We start from the raw sequence: 21,703 nt of genomic DNA, 5'->3' as shown, positions 1-21,703 counted from the left end.
CGGATCATGCCGTACTTCGCGTTGAAGGGCGGGGCGTTCTTCACCCTGGTCATCGGGGTGCTGGCGCTGATGTCGGGGCTGTTCCAGATCAACCCGGTGTGGAACTTCGGGCCCTACAACCCTTCCCAGGTGTCCGCCGGGTCCCAGCCCGACTGGTACATGGGGTGGGCCGACGGGCTGCTGCGCGTGTGGCCGCCGTGGGAGGTCTACCTCGGCGACCACACCGTGCCCCCGGTGTTCTTCGCCGGCGCGATCGGCATCGCCGTGCTCGTGACGCTCCTGCTGAGCTACCCGGTCATCGAACGCCGGCTCACCGGCGACACCGCGCACCACAACCTGCTGCAGCGCCCGCGGGACGTCCCGGTCCGCACGTCGCTCGGCGCGATGGCGATCACGTTCTTCCTCGTGCTCACCCTGTCCAGCTTCAACGACATCCTCGCCGTCCAGTTCGACGTCTCGCTCAACGCCATGACGTGGGCGGGCCGGATCGGGCTGCTCGTCGGGCCGCCGCTGGCCCACTTCCTCACCTACCGGCTGTGCGTCGGCCTGCAGCGCGCCGACCGCGAGGTCCTGGAGCACGGCGTCGAGACGGGCATCATCAAGCGCCTGCCCCACGGCGAGTTCGTCGAGATCCACCAGCCCCTGGCCGCGGCTCCGCTCGACTACCAGGGCGCGCCGGTGCCGAAGAAGATGAACAAGCTGGGCTCCGGCGGGCACGCCGTCCCGGGCTCGCTGCTGACGCCGGACCCGCCCGCAGAGACGCGGGCCCTGAACCGGGGCCGGCGATGACCTGCACGCTCACCACCCGCCTGGCGGCCGGGTGCGCGGCGGCCGCGGCGCTGCTGTCCACGTTCGCCACGACGGCCAGTTTCGGCTGGCTGCCCCTGGAGTCACCCGCCGTGGCGGCCGGGGTGGCGCTGACCGTCCACGGCGCGTTGTTGCTGACCATTGTGGACAGTCACGACCGGCGGCTGCGCGGCCCGGCGACGGTCGTCGGATCGCTGCTGGCGTGCTTCCTGCTCGCCGGTTCACTGTGGACGGCCGCCGGGCACTTCCCCGGGCAGCCGGGCCTGGTCGCCGTGCAGGTTCTGGAGAACATCGCCGGGCCGCTGGCCGTGCTCGCGGTGTTCGCCACCGGAACGACCGCACCGCGCGCGATCAGCTCGGTCAGCCGGAGAAAGCCGTGAGGGCCGCCGTGAACGACGCCGGCACCGGCTCCCCCACGATCGGCAGCCCCCGCCACCCGGGGCCGGCCGGGCGCACCGGCACCCCGTCGGCGTGCAGGGTGCGCAGGATCCGCACGTCCGCCGACTGCGACGTCATCGACCACACCACCACGCCCGCCGGCGTGAACCGGTTGGCCACCACGCGCAGGACGTCCAGCGAAACCAGCCCGCCCAGGAACGACGCCGGCGCGCCGTCGTCGTTCAGCGCCGCGCTCAGCACCTTGACCGGCAGCTCGTGGCGTTCCGCCGGTCCGCACACGAACAGCACCGGGGCCTGGCCCACCCGCGCCGGTGCCGGGTACCGGTCCAGGGCCGCGGACGCCGCCGTCGCCAGCGCCCACTCCGCGGCCATCGCCGCGCGGTCGCCGTGCTGGGCCCACCGCTCGCCGATCGCGCGCAGCACCGGCGCGATCACCTCAGTCCAGGTCTTCGCCACGCCCAGGCTGCCGAGCGCGTCGTCGACCAGCCCGCCCATCGTGGGCAGGTCCAGCGACTCGGCCGCCTCGGCCAGCCGCTGCCGGCGCTCCCCGGCGGTCACCTCGGCCGCCGAGCGCGCCAGCACCAGCCGGGCGGCGTCGCGCGCGCTGGTCCCCTGGGCCTGCAGCGCCCGCATCCGGCGCAGCCGCTCGACGTCCTCGGCCGTGTACCGCCGCCGCCCGTTGGCCTCGCGTTCCGCGGCCCCGATCCCGTACCGCTGCTCCCAGGTGCGCAGCGTCACCTGCGACACCCCCAGCGTCCGCGCCACCTCGCTCGAGCTGAGCGGCCGCGGTCCGGTGTTCCGGCTCATCCGGCCTCCTTCCGGACGCGTATTGAATCACGGAACAGCCGGTCAGGCCGGGTACTGCCACTCCGAAACCCACATCTGGATCGCATTCGCATCGGAGGTGCGCCGATGGACACCGAACCCGGCCACCCGTGGGTGACCACCCAGGTCGGCCGCGTGTGCGCGCGGGTCGGCGAGGTCGCCGAAGGCGTCATCGACCTCCGGTCCCGGCCGGATCCCGCGGTGATCCGCCGCCGGCTCGCCGACCGGCTGGCGTTCGGCACGGGTCCCACGGCCGCGCTGGGCTACGCGGTGCTCGTCGCCGACGAGCTGGTCACCAACGCCTACACCCACACCGGCGCACCGGTGCGGCTGCGGTACGCCCGCCACCGCGCCGGGCTCCTCCTCGAAGTCACCGACGCGGCTCCGCACCGGACGCAAACGCTCGCGGCCATCCGCGACGGCGTCCGCGGGTCCGGCACCGGCCTGGCGGTCGTGTCCACCGTCGCCCTCGACTGGGGTGTCCGCCACGACGCCGCCGAGAAGACCGTCTGGGCCCTCCTGCGGTCGGTAAACTGACGCACAGTGACCACCACCCCCGCCGACGTCGAGCGCGACCGGATGCTGTCGCCGTCGCGCATCTACTTCGAACCCGCCGCCGCCGAACTGCCCCGCGGGCAGCAGGTGCTGGCCCGGTTCCCGGACGCCACCCGCGTCGAGGTCGCGAGCCACTGGCAGATCCCCGAGCTGCACGGTGACGAGACCAACGTCCGGCGCTGGGTCCGCATCAAGCGCGAGGCCCTCGTCCTGGGGGTCAAGAAGTCGCTGACCGCGCGGCCGAACGGGCGTTCCGCCGACTTCATCGCGCCGTCGACGGCCAACGGCTGCGCGATGGCGTGCGCCTACTGCTACGTCCCGCGGCACAAGGGTTACTCGAACCCGATCACGGTCTTCGCCAACATCGACCGGATCACCGGCTACCTGGCCCGCCACATCGCCCGCCAGGGCCCGAAGCCCGAGCCCAACCAGTGCGACCCGGCCGCGTGGGTCTACGACATCGGCGAGAACTCCGACTGCTCGGTCGACGCCCTGGTCAGCGACAACGTCGCCGACCTGATCGGGCTGTTCGCCGCGCAACCCACCGCGAAGGCGAGCTTCGCCACCAAGTACGTCAACCGCGGCCTGCTCGACCTGTCCCCGCGCGGCCGGACCCGGGTCCGGTTCTCGCTGATGCCCGCGCGGGCGGCCAAGCTGCTGGACCTGCGGACCAGCCCGATCCCCGAACGCCTGCGCGCCCTGGACGACTTCGTCGAGGCCGGGTACGAGGTGCACGTCAACCTCAGCCCCGTCGTCGTCTACCCGGGCTGGCTCGACGACTGGGCGGAGCTGCTGAGCGACCTCGGGGACGCCACCGCCGAGGCGACCAAGGCACAGCTCGCCGCCGAGGTCATCATGCTGACGCACAACCGCGCGCTGCACGAGGTCAACCTCGGCTGGCACCCGAAGGCCGAGCAGGTGCTGTGGCGGCCCGACCTCCAGGAGACCAAGCGCAGCGAAGGCGGCGGCATCAACGTCCGCTACCGCGCCGGGCAGAAGCGGCTGCTCCTCGACGAGCTGCTCGACCTCGTCGCCGAGCGGGCGCCCTACCTCCGGATCCGTTACGCCTTCTGAGGAATCAGCAGCTCGACCGCAGTGGCGAAGCGGGCGAGGTAGGCCTCGCGGCTCTCGACCTGGTGCTTCAACCCGACCGACGCGCTGATCAACGTCTGCGTCACGCGGGTCGCCGTCGCCCGCCCGGTCACCTCGGCGATCGCGTCGGTCACGAGCGCCTCGAAGCGCGCCGGGGCGGTCTCGACGATGGCGCCGAGCAGGTCCGGGTTCTGCTCGATCACCCCCGTCACGTCCCGGCTCAACGGCCCGGCGTACCGGCCGGCCCACCGGTCGAACGCACCGGAAACCCGTTCCCGCAACGGCTTTCGCGCGTCGCCGAGGATCCGCTCGGCCGCGGCGAGGTCCTCCTCCAGCGCGCGGGTGACCGCGGCCCGGAACAGCGCCTCCTTGGACTCGAACAGGAAGTAGAGGCCCGGCCGGGAGATCCGGGCCGCGCGGGCCACCTCGTCCATGGACGTCTTCCGGTAGCCGTGGCGGGCGAACGTCAGCAGCGCCGACTCCAGCACCGCGTCACGGCGGTCGGCGGCTGGTTCGGAAGCCATGCCGCCACTCTAGACTTACTTTACAACTTCTGCCTAGTCCGTATAGTCGAAGACGTGTCCTCCCTGATCACCACGCCGTTCACCGCCACCAGTACCGCGACCGAGGTGCTGGCCGGCGTCGACCTGTCCGGGGTCCGCGCGATCGTGACCGGCGCGTCCTCCGGCCTCGGCGCCGAAACGGCCCGCGTGCTGGCCGCCGCCGGCGCCGAGGTGACCTACGCCGTCCGGAACCCGGCCGCCGTCGCGGAAGCTTCGCGGGTCGCCCGGCTCGACCTCGCCGACCAGGCATCCGTCCGGCGCTTCACCGAGGCCTGGGCCGGTCCGCTGCACCTGCTCGTCGCCAACGCGGGCATCGTCACCGGCGGCCTGGCCCGCACGCCGGAGGGGTGGGAGCTGCAGTTCGCGACGAACCACCTCGGCCACTTCACCCTGGCCGCCGGTCTGCGCGACGCCCTCGCGGCGGGCGCGGCGGACCGCGGCGAGGCGCGGATCGTCGCGCTCAGCTCGACCGCGCACATGCGCGCCGGCGTCGACTTCACCGACCTGCACTTCACCCGGCGGCCGTACGACCCCCAGCTCGCCTACGCCCAGTCGAAAACGGCCAACTCGCTCTTCGCCGTCGAAGCGACGCGCCGCTGGGCGGCCGACGGGATCTTCGCGAACGCCGTGAACCCCGGCGGGGTCGCGACCGGCCTCCAGCGCGACTTCACCGACGCGCAGAAGGCGTCCCTGGCCGCGGCCGAAGCGGCCGGGATCTTCCGGTACAAGACCGTCGGGCAGGGCGCCGCGACGACCATCGTCGCGGCCGTCGCCCCCGAGTTCGCCCGAACCGGCGGGCACTACCTCGACGACGCGCGGGAGGCCTACACCGTCCCCGACGACGCCGATCTCGCCGACCACCCCCACGGCGTCAAAGCGTGGGCCCTCGACCCCGATCTCGCCCGGCGGCTCTGGACGGTTTCGGCCGAACTGACCGGGTTTGCCGAGCGCTAACCTGCTGCTGGCCGGCCGAAAACCCCGCGCCCGGCGTCAAAGACTTCTCACAGGAACCGCCCAAGCGCGGTACAGGTTCATGCCGGACAAAGGGGGCATGACCTCGGTTCACCCCGTCCCCGTCCGGCCGCTCGCGGCGCCGGTCCCGGCGCCCGTTCCGGTGCGGGCGCACCCCGGTGCCGTCCTCGTGGTGATCGCCGCCGGCGCGCTCGGCGTGCTCGGTCTGTGGTGGGCGGACACGCCGTCGGTGCACGGTCTCGGCGACTGGCTGACCAACGCCGGGCGGATCACCGGCCTGCTCGCCGGGTACGGGTTCGTCGCGCTCGTCGCGCTGATGGCGCGGATCCCGCCCCTGGAACGCGGCGTCGGCGCCGACCGGCTGGCCCGCTGGCACGCGATGGGCGGCCGGTACGTCGTCTCGCTCGTCGTCGCGCACGGGCTGCTGATCACCTGGGGCTACGCCGTTTCCGCGCACGCCGGGCTCCTCGGCCAGGCCACGACGCTGCTGCTGAGCTACCCCGACGTGCTCGCCGCGACCGTCGCCGGGCTGCTGCTCGTCGGCGTCGGAATCAGTTCGGCTCGCGCCGCGCGCCGCCGGCTGCGGTACGAAACCTGGTACTTCCTGCACTTCTACACCTACCTCGCGATGGCGCTGGCCTTCAGCCACCAGTTCGCGACCGGTGCGGAGTTCATGGCGAACCTCGGCGCCCGCGTCGCCTGGTCGGCGCTGTACGCCGTCGTCGGGGCCGCGATTCTCTGGTACCGGTTCGTCACGCCGGTGCGGCAGGCGGTGCGCCACCGGCTGCGCGTCGAATCCGTGCGTCCCGAAGCCGACGGCGTCGTGAGCGTCGTCGTCGCCGGGGCGCACCTCGACGAGCTGCGGGCCGAGGCCGGGCAGTTCTTCCGCTGGCGCTTCCTGACGCGGGACCTGTGGTGGGTGTCCTCGCCGTACTCGCTCTCCGCTCCCCCGCAGCTTGGCCGGCTGCGGATCACCGTCAAGGCGTTGGGCGACCACAGCGCCGCCCTTGCCGCGGTGAAGCCGGGCACCCGGGTGGTCGCCGAAGGGCCGTACGGGGCGATGACACCGTCGGCGCGGCGCCGGCGGAAAGTGCTGCTCGTCGCCGGCGGGGTCGGGATCACCCCGATCCGGGCGTTGTTCCAGGCGCTGCCGGCCGGGCCGGGCGATCTCACGCTCGTCTACCGCGCCAGCCACGAAGCCGACGTCGTGTTCCGCGAGGAGCTCGAGCAGCTCACCGCCGACCGGGGTGCGCGGCTGTGGATCCTCACCGGCACCCGCGCCGAGCACGGCGGCGACCCGCTGACCCTGCTGCGCCGGCACGTACCGGACGTCGCCGAGCACGACGTCTACCTCTGCGGGCCGCCGGGCATGACCGACGCCGTGCACGCCGAACTGCGTGCCGCCCGGGTCCCCCGCGCCCGGATCCACCACGAGAGTTTCGAGTTCTGAGAAAGGCTTTCCCCGATGAAACGGGTCATCTTCGCCTTCGCCGGCACGATCACCGGGCTGGTGCTGCTGCTGTCCTTCAAGACCCAGCCCGGCACCACCGCCGCGGCGACCCCGCCGGCCGCCGTCAGCGGCGCGGCCGCGGGCACTTCTCCGGGCACGTCGTCCGGCACGGTCGACGGGGACTCCGCCGACACGCGGTTCGGGCCCGTCCAGGTCCGGATCACCGTCGAGAACGGCAAGCTCACGTCGGTCACCGCGGTCGAATACCCGACCGAGAACCCGCGGGACCAGGAGATCAACTCCTACGCCATCCCGCAGCTCAACGAGGAGGCCGCGCAAGCGGGGTCCGCCGACATCGACACGGTTTCCGGCGCCACCTACACCTCCGACGGTTACGTCAAATCACTGCAGAGCGCGCTCGACAAGGCCGGGATCTCGTGACCGTCCACGTCGAGCACTGCATGGGCACGGTGTTCAGCATCGACGTCCGCGACCCGGGCGACTGGGCCGGCCCGATCGCGGAGGTCGTCGCGTGGCTGCACCGGGTCGACGCGCTGTTCAGCACGTACCGGCCCGAGAGCGAGATCAGCCGCCTCGGCCGCGGCGAGCTGACGGTCGCCGGCGCCGACCCGCTCGTCGCGGAGGTTTTCCGTCTGTGCGAGGAGTTCGAGGACGAAACCGGCGGCTACTTCACGGCCCATTGGCGCGGCACCCCCGACCCGACAGGCTTGGTGAAGGGCTGGGCGATCGAGCGGGCAAGCGCGCTGCTGCGCGAGCGCGGCAGCGCGAACCACGCGGTCAACGGCGGCGGTGACGTCCGGCTGGCCGGGGAGTCCGCGCCCGGGAAGCCGTGGCGGATCGGCATCAGCGACCCGGCGAACCCCCGGCGGATCCTCACGGTCGTCACCGGCCGGGACTTCGCGGTGGCGACGTCGGGCACGTCCGAACGCGGGGCGCACATCATCGACCCGGTGACCGCCGCCCCGGCCACCGGCCTGGCGGCGGTCACGGTCACGGGCCCGTCGCTCACTCGCGCCGACGCGTACGCCACCGCGGCCTTCGCCATGGGCGACCAGGTCTTCACCTGGGCCGCGGGACTGCGGGACCACCGGGTGTACGTCGTCGGCGCGGGTGAGCCGCGGTGGATCGCCGGTCAGCGCGTGCAGGCGTAGCTCGACGCGCTGTCCGGGTCCCCCGCGCGGTACCGCGGCCACCCCGGGTACGCGCACAGCGGCCGGGTCCGGGCGTGGGCCAAGTCCGTCACGACCGGGTTGACCGGCGACTGTCCATTGTCGACCCAGCGCTCGAGCGCCGTGAGGGAATCCCAGGCGGCGGCGAACGCCGGGGTGCCGAAGTTGGCGTGGTTCGCGCCCGGCACCACGTAGTACCGCAGGAAACCGTCCGTCGCCCGCGGCCCCACCACTGACCGCACCCGCTCGTAGTAGTCGCTCGTCGAGTACGGCGAGACCAGCTCGTCCGCCGCGCCGTGCAGCAGGATCAGCTTGCCGCCCGCCCGGGCGAACGGGCGGAGGTCGGCGTTGTTGCGGTCCTCGATCTTCGACAGCTCGCTGATCCGGGCGAGCCACTTCCCGGGGTGCCGGGGATCGACGTCGAGCGATCGGTACTGCGGATCCCGCGTCAGGAAGTACTTCACCCACTGGTCCCAGTACTGCATCCCGTAGCCGCTCGTGACCGGCATCGGATTCGCCGGCGCCGTCGTCCCGAAACCGAGGAACGGCGTGCTCATATCCGCGCCCGACAGGAACGGGAAACCCGGGTACTGCGTCTCCCCGCTGGCGATCCGGTACGGCCACCGGAACGGCGACGACATCGCCTTCACCGCACCGATCTGCGCGTCCGACAGACACGCCGGACCGGCATCCGTCCCACCGGGACACCGCAGCACGCGCGGATCGAAGTGGCACGCACCGGGATTCGAGACGACCTGGTCCCGGATGCCGTCCAGCCCGTCACACGCGTTGACTACGCTGGTGTACAGCAGCTTCTGCTTCTCCGGCCCCGGAAAAGCACCCGGCTGCGAGAGAACCTGCGTCAGGTAGCCGAGATCCAGGATCTCGGCCATGTTGTTCCAAGCGGGGAAGGCGGAAATGACACCGTCGAACGCGGTCGGCCACCGCTGTGCGACGTTCAGGGCTTCACGGCCGCCGGTCGACCCGCCCGCGAAGAACGTCTCGGCGGGTGACGTCCCGTAGGCGCGCCGGATCAGGAACAGGCTCGCGTCCCGCGTCTTCTTCAGCGCGTCCCCGGCCGCGAAGTTGACCAGGGCCTCGTCGTTCGCGCCGAACGAGCCGTCCAGCGACGGCGGCGACGCCGGGTTCTGCTGGTGCCCCGAGTCGCTCGCGAAGGTCGCGTAGCCCCGGGCCAGCGGCACCGGCCGGTCGGCCGGGCCGAACGGCACGTTCGACGCGACGTCGGGGATCGTGCCGTTGTAGCCGCCACCGCCGAACATCAGCGCCTTGCGGTTCCAGTCCCGCGGCAGCGCGACCCGCAGCTTGATCGACGGCGCCGTCCGGTCCACCGGGAAGAGGTCGGCGTCGACCCGGCAGTACTCGCCGGCGGGGCCCGTCGCGACCGCCGCCGACGTCACCCGGCCGCCGGTGGTCGGCAGGCTCATCGCCGACGCCGGGATCGCCGCCTGGTCCAGGTCAGTACACGCGGTCGCGGCGGTGGCGGGGCCGGCGCCGGCGATCGTCGACGCGCCGGCCACCAGCACCGCGGCGAACAGGGAGAACTTCCGCACTCCGGTCTCCTTCCGTGAAGTCGGGGGTTCAGCGGTAGAGGTGCGCGCCCGGCACGGCTTCCGGGTCTTCCCGGACCGGAGCGGGGTTCGTCTCGGGCAGGAACCACGCGCTGGCGAAGGTGATCAGCCCCATCAGCGTGATGTAGGCGGCGACCGGCCACGTGCTGCCGGTCTTCGCGATGAGCGCCGTCATGAGGAACGGCGTCCCGCCGCTGACGATGATCGCCGAAAGCTGGTAGGCCAGCGACGCGCCCGAGTACCGCACGGCCGGGGCGAACAGCTCGCCGAGGAAGCTCGCGATCGGGCCGTAGGTGAGGCACTGGAAGACGAACCCGACCGCCACCGCGACGAAGATCAGCGGCAGGGACGCGGTACCGACGAGCCCGAAGTACGGGAAGCCCCAGGCGGCGACGCCGAGGCCGCCGACGAGGATCAGCGGGCGGCGGCCGATCTTGTCCGAGAGGTGGCCCGACCACGGGATGGTCGCGAGCATCGCCGCGGAGGCGAGCAGCACGACGGCCAGCAGGGAGTCGCGCTTGAGCCCGAGCGATCCGGTGCCGTAGCTCAAGAGCCCGGAAATGCTGACGTAGAACAGGCTGTTGGTGGCCGACAGGAGCCCGCAGCCGAGCAGGATCGTCCCCCACTTGCTGCGCAGGACCTGCGCGAGCGGCGCCCGGACCACCACCTCGTCGTCGGACTTCGCCGCCTCCTTCTGCAGCTCGAGGAATTCGGGCGTGTCCTCGACCTTGGCCTGAATGTAGAGGACGACTCCGAACATGAAGACGCTGAGCAGGAACGGGATCCGCCAGCCCCAGGACAGGAACGCGGCGTCCGGCATCAGGCCGCTGGCGGCGACGAAGATGAGGTTGGAGATGATCACGGCGACGGGAACGCTGGTCTGGCCGAAGGTTCCGGCGAAGCCCCGTCGTTTCGGCCCGGCGGATTCGGTGAGCAGCAGGATGATGCCGCCCCACTGGCCGCCGGTCGCGAGACCCTGGACGAAACGCAGGATGACCAGCAGCGTCGGGGCCAGCGAACCGACGGCGGCCGCGGTCGGCAGGCAGCCGATCAGGAAGGTCGCGGCACCCATCACCGCCAGGCAGGCGACGACGACCGGCTTGCGCCCGTACTTGTCGCCGAGGTGACCGGCGAGCACCCCGCCGACCGGCCGCGCCACGAACCCCGCCCAGAACGTGCTGAAGGCGAGCAAAGTCCCCGTCAGCGCCGAGGAATGCGGGAAGAACACCTTGGGGAACACCAGCGCGGCCGCGGTGCCGTAGAGGAAGAAGTCGTACCACTCGATCGAGCTGCCGACGAGCCCGGCGGCCAGCAGCTTGCGGAAGGCCCGGCGCCGGGTCGGGGACACGCCGGACTGCCCTTCGGGCTCAGTGCGCGGAATGGTCATGGATGCCGCCTTCGTCGTTGAGCGCAGCCTGGTGATGGCGGTGATGCTAGGACGCCGTTACGCTCGCGATGAGGTGTGGACCACCCACTCCTCACGGCGGGTCGGTGGGCCTTTCGTCCACCCGAGCGCGAACAGGAGGGTGCGGTGACCGAGCCGGGTTCGCTCGCGCGCCGGCAGCGTGAGCTGGCGTCGTTGTACGCGACCGTCAAGTCCCTCACCGCGCTCGGCGGGCTGGACGAGGTCCTGCAGTCGATCGTCCACCACGCCCACGACCTGATCGGCACGGACTTCACGTACCTCTCGCTGGTCGGCGCGGACGGCCGGCTGTCGGCCCGCGCGTCCGACGGCACGATCTCCGCCGAGTTCCTCGCGGCGGCCATCCCGGCGACGGTGGGCCTCGGGGGCAAGGTGCTGGCTTCGCGGAGCCCGCACTGGGTCCGCGACTACGCGTCCTCGACGCTCATCCAGCACGATCCGGACTTCGACCGGCTGGTCGGGACCGAAGACCTGGTGGCGCTGCTCGGGGTGCCGCTGGTCATCCGGGGCGAGGCGGTGGGTGCGCTGTTCGCCGCGTACCGCTCCGAAAGGTCGTTCCAGGCCGACGAAATCGCGTTGCTGAACGCGTTCGCCGACCACGCCGCGGTCGCCCTCGACAACGCCCGGCTCTACGAAGCGAGCCGGACCGCGTTGCAGGAACTGCAAGGCGCGTACCGGAAGATCGAACGGGCGCAAGCGATCCACGAGGCCCTGACCGGGGTCGTGCTGGCCGGCGGCACCCCGGACGACGTCGCGCAGCTGCTCGCCGAGCAGCTCGGCGGCAGCGTCACGCTGCTCGACCGGGCGGGCGAAATCGAGCTGGCCGACGCCGTCGAAGACGCCCGGCGCTCGGGCCGCTGCACGGTGGCCGCCGGCCTGAGCGTGGCGGCGATCCAGGCGGGCGACAGCTACCTGGGCGCGCTGGTGTGGCGCCGGGACGGCGTTCCCGACGACACGGACCTGCGCACGCTGGAGCGGGCGACGCACATCCTCGGGCTGCTCATCCTCAAGGAGCGGGCCGTGGCGGAGGCCGGCGAACGGGTGAGCGGCGAGCTGCTGACCGAGCTGATGGTCGGCAGCCCGGGGATCAGCGCGGCCCAGCGCACCCGCGCCCGCGCGCGCGGCATCGACGCCGACCGCCTGGAACTGGTCGTGGTGGCGGACTCCCCCGCGGTGGCGCCGACCGACCTGGCCCGTCACCTGCACGACATCGCCCGCGACTGCCACGGGCTGGCCGGCGAACACCTGGGCCGGGCCACGATGCTGCTGCCGGGCGACGACACCACGGTGCCGGAGGTCCACAGCAGACTCCGGCGCACGCTCGGCGGGCCGGTCCTGGTCGTCGGCGAGCGGGCGGCGGGGCACGACTGGTCCCGCGCGTTCTCGTTGGCCGGCCGCTGCGGCGCGGTGCTGCGGGCACTCGGCCACACCGACACGGGCGCGTCGACGAGCCAGTATGCGTTGTACGCCATGGTGTTCGACGCCGAGCGGGCCGGCGAGCTCGACCGCTTCCTCGCCGGCTCGCTCGGCGCGTTGCTGGAGTACGACGAGCAGCGCGGCACCGAACTCGTGGAGACTTTGGGCGCGTACTACGACCACCGCGCGAACGTGGCGGCGACGGCGCGGGCGCTGCACGTCCACGTCAACACGCTGCTCAAGCGGCTGGACCGCGCGGGCAGCGTCCTCGGCTTCGACTGGCGGCAGGGCAACGATCTGGAGCTACAGCTGGGCCTGCGCCTGCACCGCCTCCGCGCGACCATCACCTAGGCGACCCGCCGCACAGCCACGCCAACACGCCCCCAACCGGCTCGACCGCGCGGGCAGCGCCTCGGCTTCGACCGACGACACCACAACGATCTGGAGCTGCAGCTGGGCCTGCGCCTGCACCGCCTCCGCGCGACGATCACCTAGGCGATCCGCTGCGCCTCCCGCAGGTCGAGCTTGGAGAGCTTGCCGGTGCCCGTCTTGGGCAGCGCGGCCAGGAACACGAACTCGTCGGGCAGCCACCACTTCGCGACCAGCGGCGTCAAGTGCCGCAGCAGGTCGTCGGCCGTGGTGGTACTCCCCGAGCGCAAGGCGACGTACGCGACCGGTCGTTCCATCCACCGCGGGTCCGGGCGGCCGATCACCGCCACCTCGACGACGTCGGGGTGGCCGGCGATCGCGGCTTCGAGCTCGACCGAAGAGATCCACTCGCCGCCCGACTTGATCAGGTCCTTGATCCGGTCCACCAGCCGCAGGTATCCCTCGCCGTCGATGGTGGCCAGGTCGCCGGTGCGCAGCCAGCCGTCGCCGGTGAAGCTGCCGGCGGCGTCCACCCGGAAGTAGCCGCCGGCCACCCACGGGCCCGCGACCTGCAGCTCGCCGACGGCACGTCCGTCGCGTGGCAGCTCCTCGCCGGTCTCGACGTCGACGATCCGGACGTTCACCAGCGGCAGCGGCTGGCCTTGCGCGGCCCGGACACCCACCTGCTCGGACTCGGCGAGACCGGCGTGCCGGGACCGCGTGCCCCCGATGACCCCGACCGGGCTCACCTCCGTCATCCCCCAGGAATGGGTGATGGGGACCCCGATCGCGGCCCGGTAGGTCTCCGACAGCGCCGGGGGGACGGCGGAGCCGCCGCCGAGCAGGAACCGCGTCGCGCCCAGGTCGTGCGCGCCCAGTTCGGGAGCGAGGCTGGTCCAGACCGTCGGGACGGCGCCGGCGACGGTCACCCGCTCGGCCGCCATCAACCCCAGCAGGTGCGCCGGTTCCGCCGACGCGCCGGGCAGCACCAGCGACGCGCCCGCCATCATCGCGCCGTAGGGCAGGCCCCACGCGTTGGCGTGGAACATCGGCACGATCGGCAGGACGACGTCGCTTTCGCAGAGGCCGATCAGGCCGGCCGCGAGGGTGCCCAGGCAGTGCAGGACCGTGGACCGGTGGCTGTAGAGCACGCCTTTGGGCGGCCCGGTCGTGCCGGAGGTGTAGCAGAGGCCGGCGGCCAGGTTCTCCTCCGCGAGCGTGAAGGCCGCCTCGAACGACCCCGTGACCGGCTCGGCCGCCGAGATCAGCTCGTCGTAGTCCGAGATCCGGGGGTCCGCCGGGATTTCGGTGTCGGTGCCGTCGGGCAGCACCACCCAGTGGCGCACCTTCGGCAGTTTCCCCGCACTCGGCCAGATCCGCGGGAGCAGCCCGCGGTCGACGAACACCACGTCGTCCTCGGCGTGGCCGACGATGTACTCGAGGTGCTCCGCCGAGAGCCGGATGTTGATCGAGTGCAGCACCCGCTTGGTCGCCGGCACGGCGAGGTAGAGCTCCAGGTGACGGCGGGTGTTGCTCGCGAACGTGGCGACGCGCGCGCCTTCCGGGACGCCCAAGGCGTCCAGCGCGGTGGCGAGCCGGCGGACGTCCCGCAGCACCTCGGCGTACGTACGCCGTTCGCCCGGTGTCACGACTTCCTTGTGCGCGAAAAGCCGCTCGGCCCGGTCCAGGATGTGGGCGATGGTGAGCGGCCGCGGCTGCATCAGCCCGTCCATGATCGTCTCTTTCGGTCGTCGGTTTCCCCGGCAGGGCACGACCTTAAGCGCGGTCAAGGGCGGGAGAAGAGGGCGGAAGATCCCACTCATCCGCCCTCTTCGGTGGCGATTACCTCCACTCAGCCGCACGCCCTCCCGTCGACCGAGAAGGCGGCCGGGTTCGCGTTCGTCCCGGTGTAGCTGCCGTTGAAGCCGATCGACGCCGACTGACCCGGGGCCAGCGCACCGTTCCACGGCAGGGACGCCGCGGTCACGGCCGCACCCGACTGCGCCCACGTCGCCGACCAGCCCTGCGTCACCTTCTGCGTGCCGGGGAACGTGAAGCCCAGTTTCCAGTTCGTCCACGCCGTCGTGCCGGTGTTCTTCACCGTGACGGCGGCCGTGAAGCCGCCGTTCCAGGTGTTCGCCGAGTACGTCACCGCGCAGCCACCCGCCGGTGTCGCGGGCTGGGTCGTGAACTGCGCCGAAGGCGAGTCCGCGCTCGTCAGGCCGGCGCCGTTGCGCGCCACGACGACCACGGTGTACGCGGTCGACGGCGAGAGGCCCGTGAGCGTCGCCGTCGTGCCGGTGACGGTGGCGAGGACCGTGCGGGCCGAGCCGGCCACGCGGACGACGTCGTAGTTCTTGACGCCGCTCTCGGGGTCCGTGGCCGCCGGCCAGGTCACCGTCGCGCCGCCGCTCGTCACCGCGGACACGGCCGGCGTGCCCGGTGCGACCGGCGCCGTCGTGTCCACAGTGGACGACGTCTTCTCGGCGACCCAGCCGGACAGCCAGGCCAGCGCCGAGTTCCAGTTGATCGCGACCTCGTTCACCGAGTACGCCTGGATGTCGTCGACGAAGCAGCGCTGCGGCGCGCACCCGGTGAGCAGCCGGGCCGCGGTCGGGTCCTGCAGGCCGCTGTTGGGCCCGCCGGACAGCGCGCCGGGCGGGGCGGTCGGCAGCGACGCGTCCAGCTCGTGCGCCCAGAACCGGTGGTGGACGTTGCGCACCGGCTGGTCGCCGTGGCCGGAGACGTACGAGTAGTTCGCGGGGTTGCGGCCGAGCAGGTAGTCCATCGCCGCGAACGCGCCGTCGCGGTACTTGTCCTGCTTGGTGAAGTCGTACGCCAGCGCGAGCACGACACCGTTGTTGGCCACCAGGCCGTTGGAACCCCATTCGTACGAGCCGTCGGCCGTCCGGTACGGCGCCGGGTAGCCCATCGTCGCCAGCTGCGCGAGGTGACTGTCGGCGGTCGTGGTGATCGCCGTCCTGATCGCGGTGACGTCCGCCGCCGGCAGGTCGGTGGGCACCAGGGCCAGGGTGATGTCGCCGAGCGCGCCCGTCGAGGCCCAGTCGAAGCCGTGGGTGGTGAAGCTCTTGCCGCGGTAGAGCGCCGATCCGGTGACGTCGGTGCGGTACGCGCTCTTCCCGGTGGTGGCGAACAGTTCCGCGGCGGCCCAGTAGAACTCGTCGGTCACGGTGTTGTCGCTGTAGGTGCCGCCCCCCGTCCCGTCATTGGGATCGGCCAGGACGGCCGGGTTCGCCTTCGCCGCCGCGTACGCCTTTTCCGACGCCGCAAGCAGTTTCGCGGAGTACGCCGGGTCGACAGTCCGCCACAGCCGGGACGCCTGCGCGGCGACCGCGGCCATGTTCAGCGTCGCGGCCGTGCTCGGCGGGGACAGCCGGCGCGGCTGGCTGTCCTGGTCCGGCCGGGTGGGCAGGGACGTCCACTGCGCGTCGTGGATCTTGTGGTGCACCATGCCCGCGTTCGGCTTGCCGTCCGGCACCTGCATCGAGAGCAGGAAGTCGACCTCCCAGCGTGCTTCGTCGAGGAGGTCGGGCACGCCGTTGGCGCGTTCCGGGATCGCCAGCTTGCCGTCACCGAAGGCACTCGCGTCGCCCAGGCGCACCGCGCGCTCGTACTCGTCGAGCAGTTCCCACGCGGCGATGCCGCCGTTGACGACGTACTTGCCGTGGTCGCCGGCGTCGTACCAGCCGCCGCGCACGTCGAGGGTGTAGCCGCAGTTCAGGTCCGACCGGCAAGGGACATTGTCGTCGCCTTGGTTCGGCGCGACGTTGATGTGCCCGGCCGGCCGCGCGTAGGCCGCGCCGACGTACGCGGCGTCGATCGCGATCCCGCTGCGCTGGTGGTAGAAGAACGCCAGCGAGTCGTACCGCAGCTTCTGCGGCCCGGCGGTGGAGATGTCGAACGGGAAGCTGGTCTCGGACCCGACGCTCAGCGTGTAGCCGGTGCCCACGGTGTCGTAGGCGGAGAAGTCGATTTCGTGCACGTTCTCGCCGGACGCCGCGTCCGCGCCGCGCGGCCGGGTCTGGCCGGTGGCCACGGCGGTGCCGGCGGAGTTCTTCAGCGTCCAGGTCTGCGCGGCGGTCGAGTCGCTGATCAGCGTGACCCGCTTGGGCAGGCCGGGTGCGTAACTCTCCTGGTTGACGCGGATGCCGCTGGTCGGCGGCAGGCCCCCGGGCGGGACGACGCCCCCGATGAGCGAGATGTTGTCCAGGCACACGGTGTTGGCGGCGGCCTGGCCGCCGAACCAGAAGGCCAGCTGGCCGTTGCCCGCGGCCGGGAAGTCCAAAGTGGACGTGAAGGTGACCGTGTAGTGCTGCGTCGCCGGCGTCACGGTCAGGTCGGTCCGCGAGATCTGCCGGTAGGGCGAGACGGCTTCGCCCGCGACTGCGGAGATCTGCTGCGCGGTCGTCGCGTGCGCGTCGAACGTCAGGGTGTACTGCTGCCCCGCCTCGAACGGCACCCCGTTCTGGCCGGACAGCGCGTCGTAGCCGTTGGCCGTGCCGCCGGGGACGTCCGTGCAGAACTCCCCGCCGGTGACGTGGCCGGTCGTGCCCGACCCGGCCCACCACGGGTCGAAGGTGCCCGCGGAGAACGTGCCGTTGAGCAGGCGCTCGTAGTCCGCGGCCGACGCGGGCGCGGTGCCGCCCGCCAGCCCGAGCGCCACCGCGACCAGCAGGGCCGACCCGGCCCGCAGCTTTCTTGCCCGCATTCGCCATCTCCTCGTCATCGTCGGCGTGCTGATGGTGATCCGGGCTGGGAGCGCTCCCGGCCGACGGTATCCGCTCCCCCGCACCGTTGGCAATCGAGGCGAAACTTTCGAAGGGCACTCGTGAATCGATCACCGATCAGGTCTTTTGCTCGTGGGTTCCGTGTGGTTTCATCGGAAGCGGTCCGAGCTGAGAGCGCTCCCAGAAGCGCTCCCCACGACGAGGTGGAGGCGGCACGTGAAACTGAAGCACGCCCTGTCCGCGGTAGCACTGTGCACGGCCGGCCTGCTGGCCCCGGTCGTCGGCACGGCCCCCGCGGCCCACGCGGACACCCTGATCTGCGACCAGTACGGCTCGACCACGATCGGCGGCCGGTACGTGGTCATGAACAACCGCTGGGGCAGCAGCGCCCAGCAGTGCATCAACGTCACGGGCAGCGGGTTCCGCATCCAGACCCAGCAGGGCTCGACCAGCGGCGGCGCGCCCCTGTCGTACCCCGCGGTCTATCTCGGGTGCCACTACAGCAACTGCTCCCCCGGCTCGCCGCTGCCCCGGCAGCTGAGCCGGATCGGCAGCGCGTCGTCGTCGATCTCCTACACCTACGTCGGCGGCTCGACCTTCGACGCCTCGTACGACATCTGGATGGACCCGACCGCGAAGACGAACGGCGTCAACCAGATGGAGCTGATGATCTGGTTCAACCGCGTCGGCGGGGTGCAGCCGGTCGGCGGCCGGGTCGGTACCACGACCATCGGCGGCCGGAGCTGGGAAGTGTGGCAGGGCAACAACGGCGGCAACGACGTGGTGTCCTACGTGGCCCAGTCCGCGATCTCGGGCTGGTCGTTCAACGTGATGGACTTCGTCAACGACGTCGACAACCGCACCCGCGTGGACCGCTCCTGGTACCTGACCAGCATCCAGGCCGGGTTCGAGCCGTGGAGCGGCGGCGTCGGCCTCGCGGTCAACTCCTTCTCCGCCAACATAGGTTGAGGCGACCGTGAAATCTACATCGCGCGCAGCGCTCGCGTCGGCGTTCCTGGCGACCTCGCTCGGAGTGTCGCTGGTGCTCGCCACCTCCGCCGGGGCGGCCTCGACACTCGGTGCGTCGGCCGCCCAGACCGGCCGGTACTTCGGCACCGCCGTCTCGGCCGGGAAGCTCGGGGATTCCACCTACGTGGGCATCCTGGACCGCGAGTTCACCATGGTGACTCCGGAGAACGAAATGAAGTGGGACGCGACCGAGCCCAACCAGGGCCAGTTCCCTACTCGGGCGGCGACCGCATCCTCAACCAGGCGGTCAGCACCGGCAAACGCGTCCGCGGCCACGCTTTGCTGTGGCACCAGCAGCAACCCGGCTGGGCCCAGGGCCTCAGCGGGTCGGCCTTGCGGCAGGCCGCGATCAACCACGTCACCCAGGTCGCCACCCACTACAAGGGCAAGATCTACGCGTGGGACGTCGTGAACGAAGCCTTCGCGGACGGCGGGGGTGGCGGACGGCGGGACTCCAACCTGCAGCGGACCGGCAACGACTGGATCGAGGCCGCCTTCCGGGCCGCGCGGGCCGCCGACCCCGGCGCGAAGCTCTGCTACAACGACTACAACACCGACGGCGTCAACGCGAAGAGCACCGGCATCTACACCATGGTCCAGGACTTCAAGGCGCGCGGCGTCCCGATCGACTGCGTCGGCTTCCAGTCGCACCTGAGCAACTCCGCTCCGGGCGACTACCAGGCCAACCTGCAGCGGTTCGCCGCGCTCGGCGTCGAGGTCCAGATCACCGAGCTGGACATCTCGGGGTCGAACCAGGCCGCGGTGTACGGCACGGTGACGCGGGCCTGCCTGGCCGTTTCCCGGTGCGCGGGCATCACGGTCTGGGGCATCCGCGACAGCGACTCGTGGCGCACCGGCGAGAACCCGCTTCTGTTCGACGGCAACGGGAACAAGAAGGCTGCCTACACCAGCGTCCTGGACGCGTTGAACGCCGGCGGCACCACGACCACCCCGACGACGCCCACCACCCCGACGACTCCGACCACGCCGACGACACCCACGACTCCGGTGCCGAGCGGCTGCACCAGCTCGGTGTCGCTCAACTCGTGGAACGGCGGTTTCGTGGCCACGGTGCGGGTGACGGCCGGGTCGAGTGCCCTCAGCGGTTGGTCGGTGACGACGAACCTGCCGGCGGGTGCGGCGGTCACCAACGGCTGGAACGCCGGGAACAGCGGCACAAGCGGCGCGGTCACCTGGACGAACGTGGGCTACAACGGCAGTGTCGCGGCCGGCCAGGCCACCGAGTTCGGCTTCCAGGGCACCGGCAGCGCCGAGGGCGTCACGTCGACTTGCGCGACCGGCTGATCCGAGGGCGCGCCGAGCTTCTCGCCCTTGCGGTAGCCACCGAAGATCAGCCCCAGCACCACGATGACGACGACGACCACCAGGATCCACAGCCACACCGACTTGCGCACACCGGACACCGTACCGGCGTCCCCGCTTGACCGCGCGCCGACCTGGGTAACCTTCCCGCATGGGCGCATGGGGCAAGCGGCTGGTCGCAGTCGGTGTGGCAGTGGTGCTTCTGGCGGTGGCGGTGCTCGTCGCGTCGGCGGTGCACCTGTTACCCCAGTTGCGCAACCCGTTCGCGGAGAAGACCGAGGAGCGCTCGGGTCCGGTGCTGCTGCAGTCGATCGTCGAGCTGTCCCGCTACGAGGCGGCGAGCGGGACGTTCCAGGTGATCGTCGACATCGAGACGAGTTCGATCCTGCCGAGCTTCCTCGCGGGCAGCGACACGATGTTCGTCGGCGTGGGCACGGACAACGCGTACGTGGACTTCTCGCGCCTGAAGGGCGACGCGGTCAAGGTTTCCGACGACCGCCTGTCGGCGACGATCACGCTGGGCCACGCCCAGCTGGAGCCGGCGAACCTGGACGTCAAGGAGTCCTATGTGTACGCGCAGCAGCAGGGTTTGTTCACCCGCATCAACGACTTCCTGAGCGGCAACCCGAATTCGCAGCAGGCGTTGTACGAGCTGGCCCAGAAGAAGATCGGCGAGGCGGCCGGCAAGAGCACGCTGGTGGCCGACGCGGAGCGCAACACGAAGACGATGCTCGTCGGGCTGTTGCAGTCGCTCGGGTTCAAGAACGTCACCGTGACTTACGCCGACAACGCGACCGGCTGATCGGCTCACGCCGGATAAGCGCGACACCGCGGCCGCACAGTGATTTGCGACCTGCAATTTGCAGATCCCGAATAAGCGTTCCAGCGCAGAAAACGACTTCCGCACTCCCTCACCTTGTGTGAGAAGAATCCACCGGGACCCGGCATAATTACCGACGCGAACCGTGTTCAAGTTGCTCCGAACGGTCGTACGGGAACCCTTCGCGAACACATAACGTCACATGCCTTCGCAAGCGAAAGGGCCCCATTTCCATGACGATCGAACTGGCGTTGAAAGAAGCGATGTCCATTCCCGGCGCCCTCGGCGCGACGCTGGTCGACTACGACAGCGGAATGTCACTCGGCTCGGCGGGTGGCGGTGAATGGCTCGACCTGGACGTCGCGGCCGCCGGCAACACCGAGGTCGTCCGCGCGAAGCTGCGCGTGATGGCTTCGCTCGGGCTCGACGACTCCATCGAGGACATCCTGATCACGCTGCAACGCCAGTACCACCTGATCCGGCCCTTGACGGCACGCGGGAACTCCACGTTGTTCCTCTACTTGGCGCTGGACCGCGAACGCGCGAACCTCGCGCTCGCCCGGCACAGCCTCAGGCGCATCGAGACCAGCCTTTCCGTATGAAGGCTGCCGACACCTACGGTCAGTACCCGGGCGGCCCGCTGCCGATCCGCCGCCCGTCCGCGGACACCGCGCCGCCGCCCGATCCGGCGGTCGTGAGCCCGTCGCTCGACCGGAACCAGACCCTGGAGGCGCTGCGCCGGATCCGCGGCCAGGTCGACCAGGTGGCCGGGCTGCTCGTGGCCACCTACGACGGACTGGTCCTGGCCAACGACAACGAAGGCATCGAGCCGGACAGCGTCGCCGCGATGTCGGCCGCGGCCGTCGGGCTCGCCACGCAGTTCGCCGCGCACGCCAAGATCGGCGAGTCCCGGTGCGCGATGTTCGAAGGCAGCTCCGGCTACGTCTGCGTCTTCCCCGTCGAAGCGTCGCTCCTGCTCGTGGTGTTCGGCGAGCCGGACATCACGATGGGGCTGTTCACCCTCGCCGCCAAGCAGGCGCTGACCCTGCTGCGGCAGGCCACCCCGCCGAAGGCCACCCGCCGCGCGCAGTAGGACCGGGCGGGGGACCCGGGCCGGCGCTCGGGTCCCCCGC

General features: G+C 71.4%; 21 protein-coding genes and 1 pseudogene. 15 read left to right on the top strand and 7 right to left on the bottom strand.

Features of this window, described 5'->3' with window-relative positions:
* Both BLV96_RS45450 and BLV96_RS45445 read left to right on the top strand, forming a co-directional pair.
* The coding region (locus BLV96_RS45450; RefSeq protein ID WP_482746381.1) for a cytochrome b family protein at positions 1–789 on the top strand (789 nt) is incomplete at its 5' end.
* Entirely contained in the window at positions 786–1,187 is a 402-nt protein-coding gene (locus tag BLV96_RS45445) for a hypothetical protein (RefSeq protein ID WP_086675839.1), read from the top strand. The genes BLV96_RS45450 and BLV96_RS45445, both read left to right, overlap by 4 nt.
* Here BLV96_RS45445 and BLV96_RS45440 read toward each other — a convergent pair.
* Positions 1,168–2,013 carry a MerR family transcriptional regulator gene (locus tag BLV96_RS45440; protein WP_086675838.1) on the bottom strand — a complete coding sequence of 282 codons (846 nt, stop codon included), beginning with the start codon at positions 2,011–2,013 and terminating at the stop codon, positions 1,168–1,170. The two genes, BLV96_RS45445 and BLV96_RS45440, sit on opposite strands and share 20 nt — an antisense overlap.
* A 105-nt stretch (positions 2,014–2,118) precedes the next feature.
* Between BLV96_RS45440 and BLV96_RS45435 the strand changes: the two genes are divergently transcribed.
* Both BLV96_RS45435 and BLV96_RS45430 read left to right on the top strand, forming a co-directional pair.
* Positions 2,119–2,568 (top strand): ATP-binding protein, encoded by a 450-nt coding sequence (locus BLV96_RS45435; RefSeq protein ID WP_086675837.1) that lies wholly within the window; start codon positions 2,119–2,121, stop codon positions 2,566–2,568.
* Positions 2,569–2,574: 6 nt separating this feature from the next.
* A complete protein-coding gene (locus BLV96_RS45430) occupies positions 2,575–3,660 on the top strand; it encodes a spore photoproduct lyase family protein (RefSeq protein WP_244180959.1) in 1,086 nt (361 codons plus the stop codon).
* Here BLV96_RS45430 and BLV96_RS45425 read toward each other — a convergent pair.
* Positions 3,648–4,202, bottom strand: coding sequence for a TetR/AcrR family transcriptional regulator (locus BLV96_RS45425; protein WP_086675836.1), 555 nt, complete (start codon positions 4,200–4,202; stop codon positions 3,648–3,650). The two genes, BLV96_RS45430 and BLV96_RS45425, sit on opposite strands and share 13 nt — an antisense overlap.
* Before the next feature lie 54 nt (positions 4,203–4,256).
* Between BLV96_RS45425 and BLV96_RS45420 the strand changes: the two genes are divergently transcribed.
* The 4 genes from BLV96_RS45420 (at position 4,257) to BLV96_RS45405 (ending at position 7,835) form a co-directional block, all read left to right on the top strand.
* On the top strand, positions 4,257–5,195 hold the full coding sequence (locus tag BLV96_RS45420) for an SDR family NAD(P)-dependent oxidoreductase (protein WP_086675835.1): 939 nt from the start codon (positions 4,257–4,259) through the stop codon (positions 5,193–5,195).
* Between the two features lie 97 nt (positions 5,196–5,292).
* A complete protein-coding gene (locus tag BLV96_RS45415; protein WP_086675903.1) occupies positions 5,293–6,663 on the top strand; it encodes a ferredoxin reductase family protein in 1,371 nt (456 codons plus the stop codon).
* Between the two features lie 15 nt (positions 6,664–6,678).
* Entirely contained in the window at positions 6,679–7,104 is a 426-nt protein-coding gene (locus BLV96_RS45410; RefSeq protein ID WP_086675834.1) for an FMN-binding protein, read from the top strand.
* Positions 7,101–7,835 (top strand): FAD:protein FMN transferase, encoded by a 735-nt coding sequence (locus tag BLV96_RS45405; protein WP_208608508.1) that lies wholly within the window; start codon positions 7,101–7,103, stop codon positions 7,833–7,835. The genes BLV96_RS45410 and BLV96_RS45405 overlap by 4 nt, the downstream gene beginning before the upstream one ends.
* Here BLV96_RS45405 and BLV96_RS45400 read toward each other — a convergent pair.
* The gene (locus BLV96_RS45400; RefSeq protein WP_425266225.1) at positions 7,817–9,397 is read right to left on the bottom strand and encodes a tannase/feruloyl esterase family alpha/beta hydrolase; all 1,581 of its coding nucleotides are present in this window, start codon (positions 9,395–9,397) and stop codon (positions 7,817–7,819) included. The two genes, BLV96_RS45405 and BLV96_RS45400, sit on opposite strands and share 19 nt — an antisense overlap.
* A gap of 55 nt (positions 9,398–9,452) precedes the next feature.
* Positions 9,453–10,829 carry an MFS transporter gene (locus BLV96_RS45395; RefSeq protein ID WP_086675833.1) on the bottom strand — a complete coding sequence of 459 codons (1,377 nt, stop codon included), beginning with the start codon at positions 10,827–10,829 and terminating at the stop codon, positions 9,453–9,455.
* A 144-nt stretch (positions 10,830–10,973) separates the two neighbouring features.
* Here BLV96_RS45395 and BLV96_RS45390 point away from each other — a divergent pair, with 144 nt between their 5' ends.
* Positions 10,974–12,632: a helix-turn-helix domain-containing protein gene (locus tag BLV96_RS45390; protein WP_086675832.1), complete on the top strand. Its 1,659-nt coding sequence runs from the start codon at positions 10,974–10,976 to the stop codon at positions 12,630–12,632.
* Positions 12,633–12,772: 140 nt separating this feature from the next.
* On the opposite strand, the gene BLV96_RS45385 is transcribed toward BLV96_RS45390, so the two are convergent.
* Both BLV96_RS45385 and BLV96_RS45380 read right to left on the bottom strand, forming a co-directional pair.
* On the bottom strand, positions 12,773–14,383 hold the full coding sequence (locus BLV96_RS45385; protein ID WP_086675831.1) for a long-chain fatty acid--CoA ligase: 1,611 nt from the start codon (positions 14,381–14,383) through the stop codon (positions 12,773–12,775).
* Between the two features lie 119 nt (positions 14,384–14,502).
* Entirely contained in the window at positions 14,503–17,379 is a 2,877-nt protein-coding gene (locus BLV96_RS45380; protein ID WP_086675830.1) for a glycoside hydrolase family 9 protein, read from the bottom strand.
* 235 nt (positions 17,380–17,614) lie between these two features.
* On the opposite strand from BLV96_RS45380, the gene BLV96_RS45375 reads away from it, so the two are divergent.
* The 3 genes and pseudogenes from BLV96_RS45375 (at position 17,615) to BLV96_RS51605 (ending at position 19,732) form a co-directional block, all read left to right on the top strand.
* Positions 17,615–18,367 (top strand): GH12 family glycosyl hydrolase domain-containing protein, encoded by a 753-nt coding sequence (locus BLV96_RS45375; protein ID WP_244180958.1) that lies wholly within the window; start codon positions 17,615–17,617, stop codon positions 18,365–18,367.
* A gap of 7 nt (positions 18,368–18,374) precedes the next feature.
* Positions 18,375–19,288, top strand: a pseudogene (locus BLV96_RS45370) (glycoside hydrolase family 10 protein); the annotation flags it as partial.
* A gap of 147 nt (positions 19,289–19,435) precedes the next feature.
* The gene (locus BLV96_RS51605; protein WP_425266224.1) at positions 19,436–19,732 is read left to right on the top strand and encodes a cellulose binding domain-containing protein; all 297 of its coding nucleotides are present in this window, start codon (positions 19,436–19,438) and stop codon (positions 19,730–19,732) included.
* Here the strand turns inward: BLV96_RS51605 and BLV96_RS45365 are convergent.
* Entirely contained in the window at positions 19,636–19,842 is a 207-nt protein-coding gene (locus BLV96_RS45365; protein ID WP_086675829.1) for a hypothetical protein, read from the bottom strand. The two genes, BLV96_RS51605 and BLV96_RS45365, sit on opposite strands and share 97 nt — an antisense overlap.
* Before the next feature lie 59 nt (positions 19,843–19,901).
* On the opposite strand from BLV96_RS45365, the gene BLV96_RS45360 reads away from it, so the two are divergent.
* The 3 genes from BLV96_RS45360 to BLV96_RS45350 all read left to right on the top strand — a co-directional run bounded on the left by BLV96_RS45360 (position 19,902) and on the right by BLV96_RS45350 (position 21,663).
* Positions 19,902–20,552 carry a DUF4230 domain-containing protein gene (locus tag BLV96_RS45360; protein WP_208608507.1) on the top strand — a complete coding sequence of 217 codons (651 nt, stop codon included), beginning with the start codon at positions 19,902–19,904 and terminating at the stop codon, positions 20,550–20,552.
* A 251-nt stretch (positions 20,553–20,803) separates the two neighbouring features.
* Entirely contained in the window at positions 20,804–21,172 is a 369-nt protein-coding gene (locus tag BLV96_RS45355) for a hypothetical protein (protein WP_086675828.1), read from the top strand.
* Complete coding sequence (locus BLV96_RS45350) at positions 21,169–21,663, top strand: roadblock/LC7 domain-containing protein (protein ID WP_086675827.1); 495 nt, start codon at positions 21,169–21,171, stop codon at positions 21,661–21,663. Before BLV96_RS45355 ends, BLV96_RS45350 begins: the two co-directional genes overlap by 4 nt.
* The last annotated feature ends 40 nt before the right edge of the window (positions 21,664–21,703 follow it).

It is taken from the genome of Amycolatopsis pretoriensis, from assembly GCF_900107925.1.
GTDB lineage: Bacteria > Actinomycetota > Actinomycetes > Mycobacteriales > Pseudonocardiaceae > Amycolatopsis > Amycolatopsis pretoriensis.
Note: the sequence above shows the minus strand (reverse complement) of the source record. Positions and strands in the feature narration are given on the sequence as shown.

Bases quoted from the DNA above. Each gene is read 5' to 3' on its own strand.
- BLV96_RS45445 (WP_086675839.1), top strand. From the start codon at position 786: ATGACCTGCACGCTCACCACCCGCCTGGCGGCCGGGTGCGCGGCGGCC.
- BLV96_RS45440 (WP_086675838.1), bottom strand. From the start codon at position 2,013: ATGAGCCGGAACACCGGACCGCGGCCGCTCAGCTCGAGCGAGGTGGCG.
- BLV96_RS45435 (WP_086675837.1), top strand. From the start codon at position 2,119: ATGGACACCGAACCCGGCCACCCGTGGGTGACCACCCAGGTCGGCCGC.
- BLV96_RS45425 (WP_086675836.1), bottom strand. From the start codon at position 4,202: ATGGCTTCCGAACCAGCCGCCGACCGCCGTGACGCGGTGCTGGAGTCG.
- BLV96_RS45415 (WP_086675903.1), top strand. From the start codon at position 5,293: ATGACCTCGGTTCACCCCGTCCCCGTCCGGCCGCTCGCGGCGCCGGTC.
- BLV96_RS45410 (WP_086675834.1), top strand. From the start codon at position 6,679: ATGAAACGGGTCATCTTCGCCTTCGCCGGCACGATCACCGGGCTGGTG.
- BLV96_RS45395 (WP_086675833.1), bottom strand. From the start codon at position 10,829: ATGACCATTCCGCGCACTGAGCCCGAAGGGCAGTCCGGCGTGTCCCCG.
- BLV96_RS45385 (WP_086675831.1), bottom strand. From the start codon at position 14,383: ATGGACGGGCTGATGCAGCCGCGGCCGCTCACCATCGCCCACATCCTG.
- BLV96_RS45380 (WP_086675830.1), bottom strand. From the start codon at position 17,379: ATGCGGGCAAGAAAGCTGCGGGCCGGGTCGGCCCTGCTGGTCGCGGTG.
- BLV96_RS45360 (WP_208608507.1), top strand. From the start codon at position 19,902: ATGGGCGCATGGGGCAAGCGGCTGGTCGCAGTCGGTGTGGCAGTGGTG.
- BLV96_RS45355 (WP_086675828.1), top strand. From the start codon at position 20,804: ATGACGATCGAACTGGCGTTGAAAGAAGCGATGTCCATTCCCGGCGCC.
- BLV96_RS45350 (WP_086675827.1), top strand. From the start codon at position 21,169: ATGAAGGCTGCCGACACCTACGGTCAGTACCCGGGCGGCCCGCTGCCG.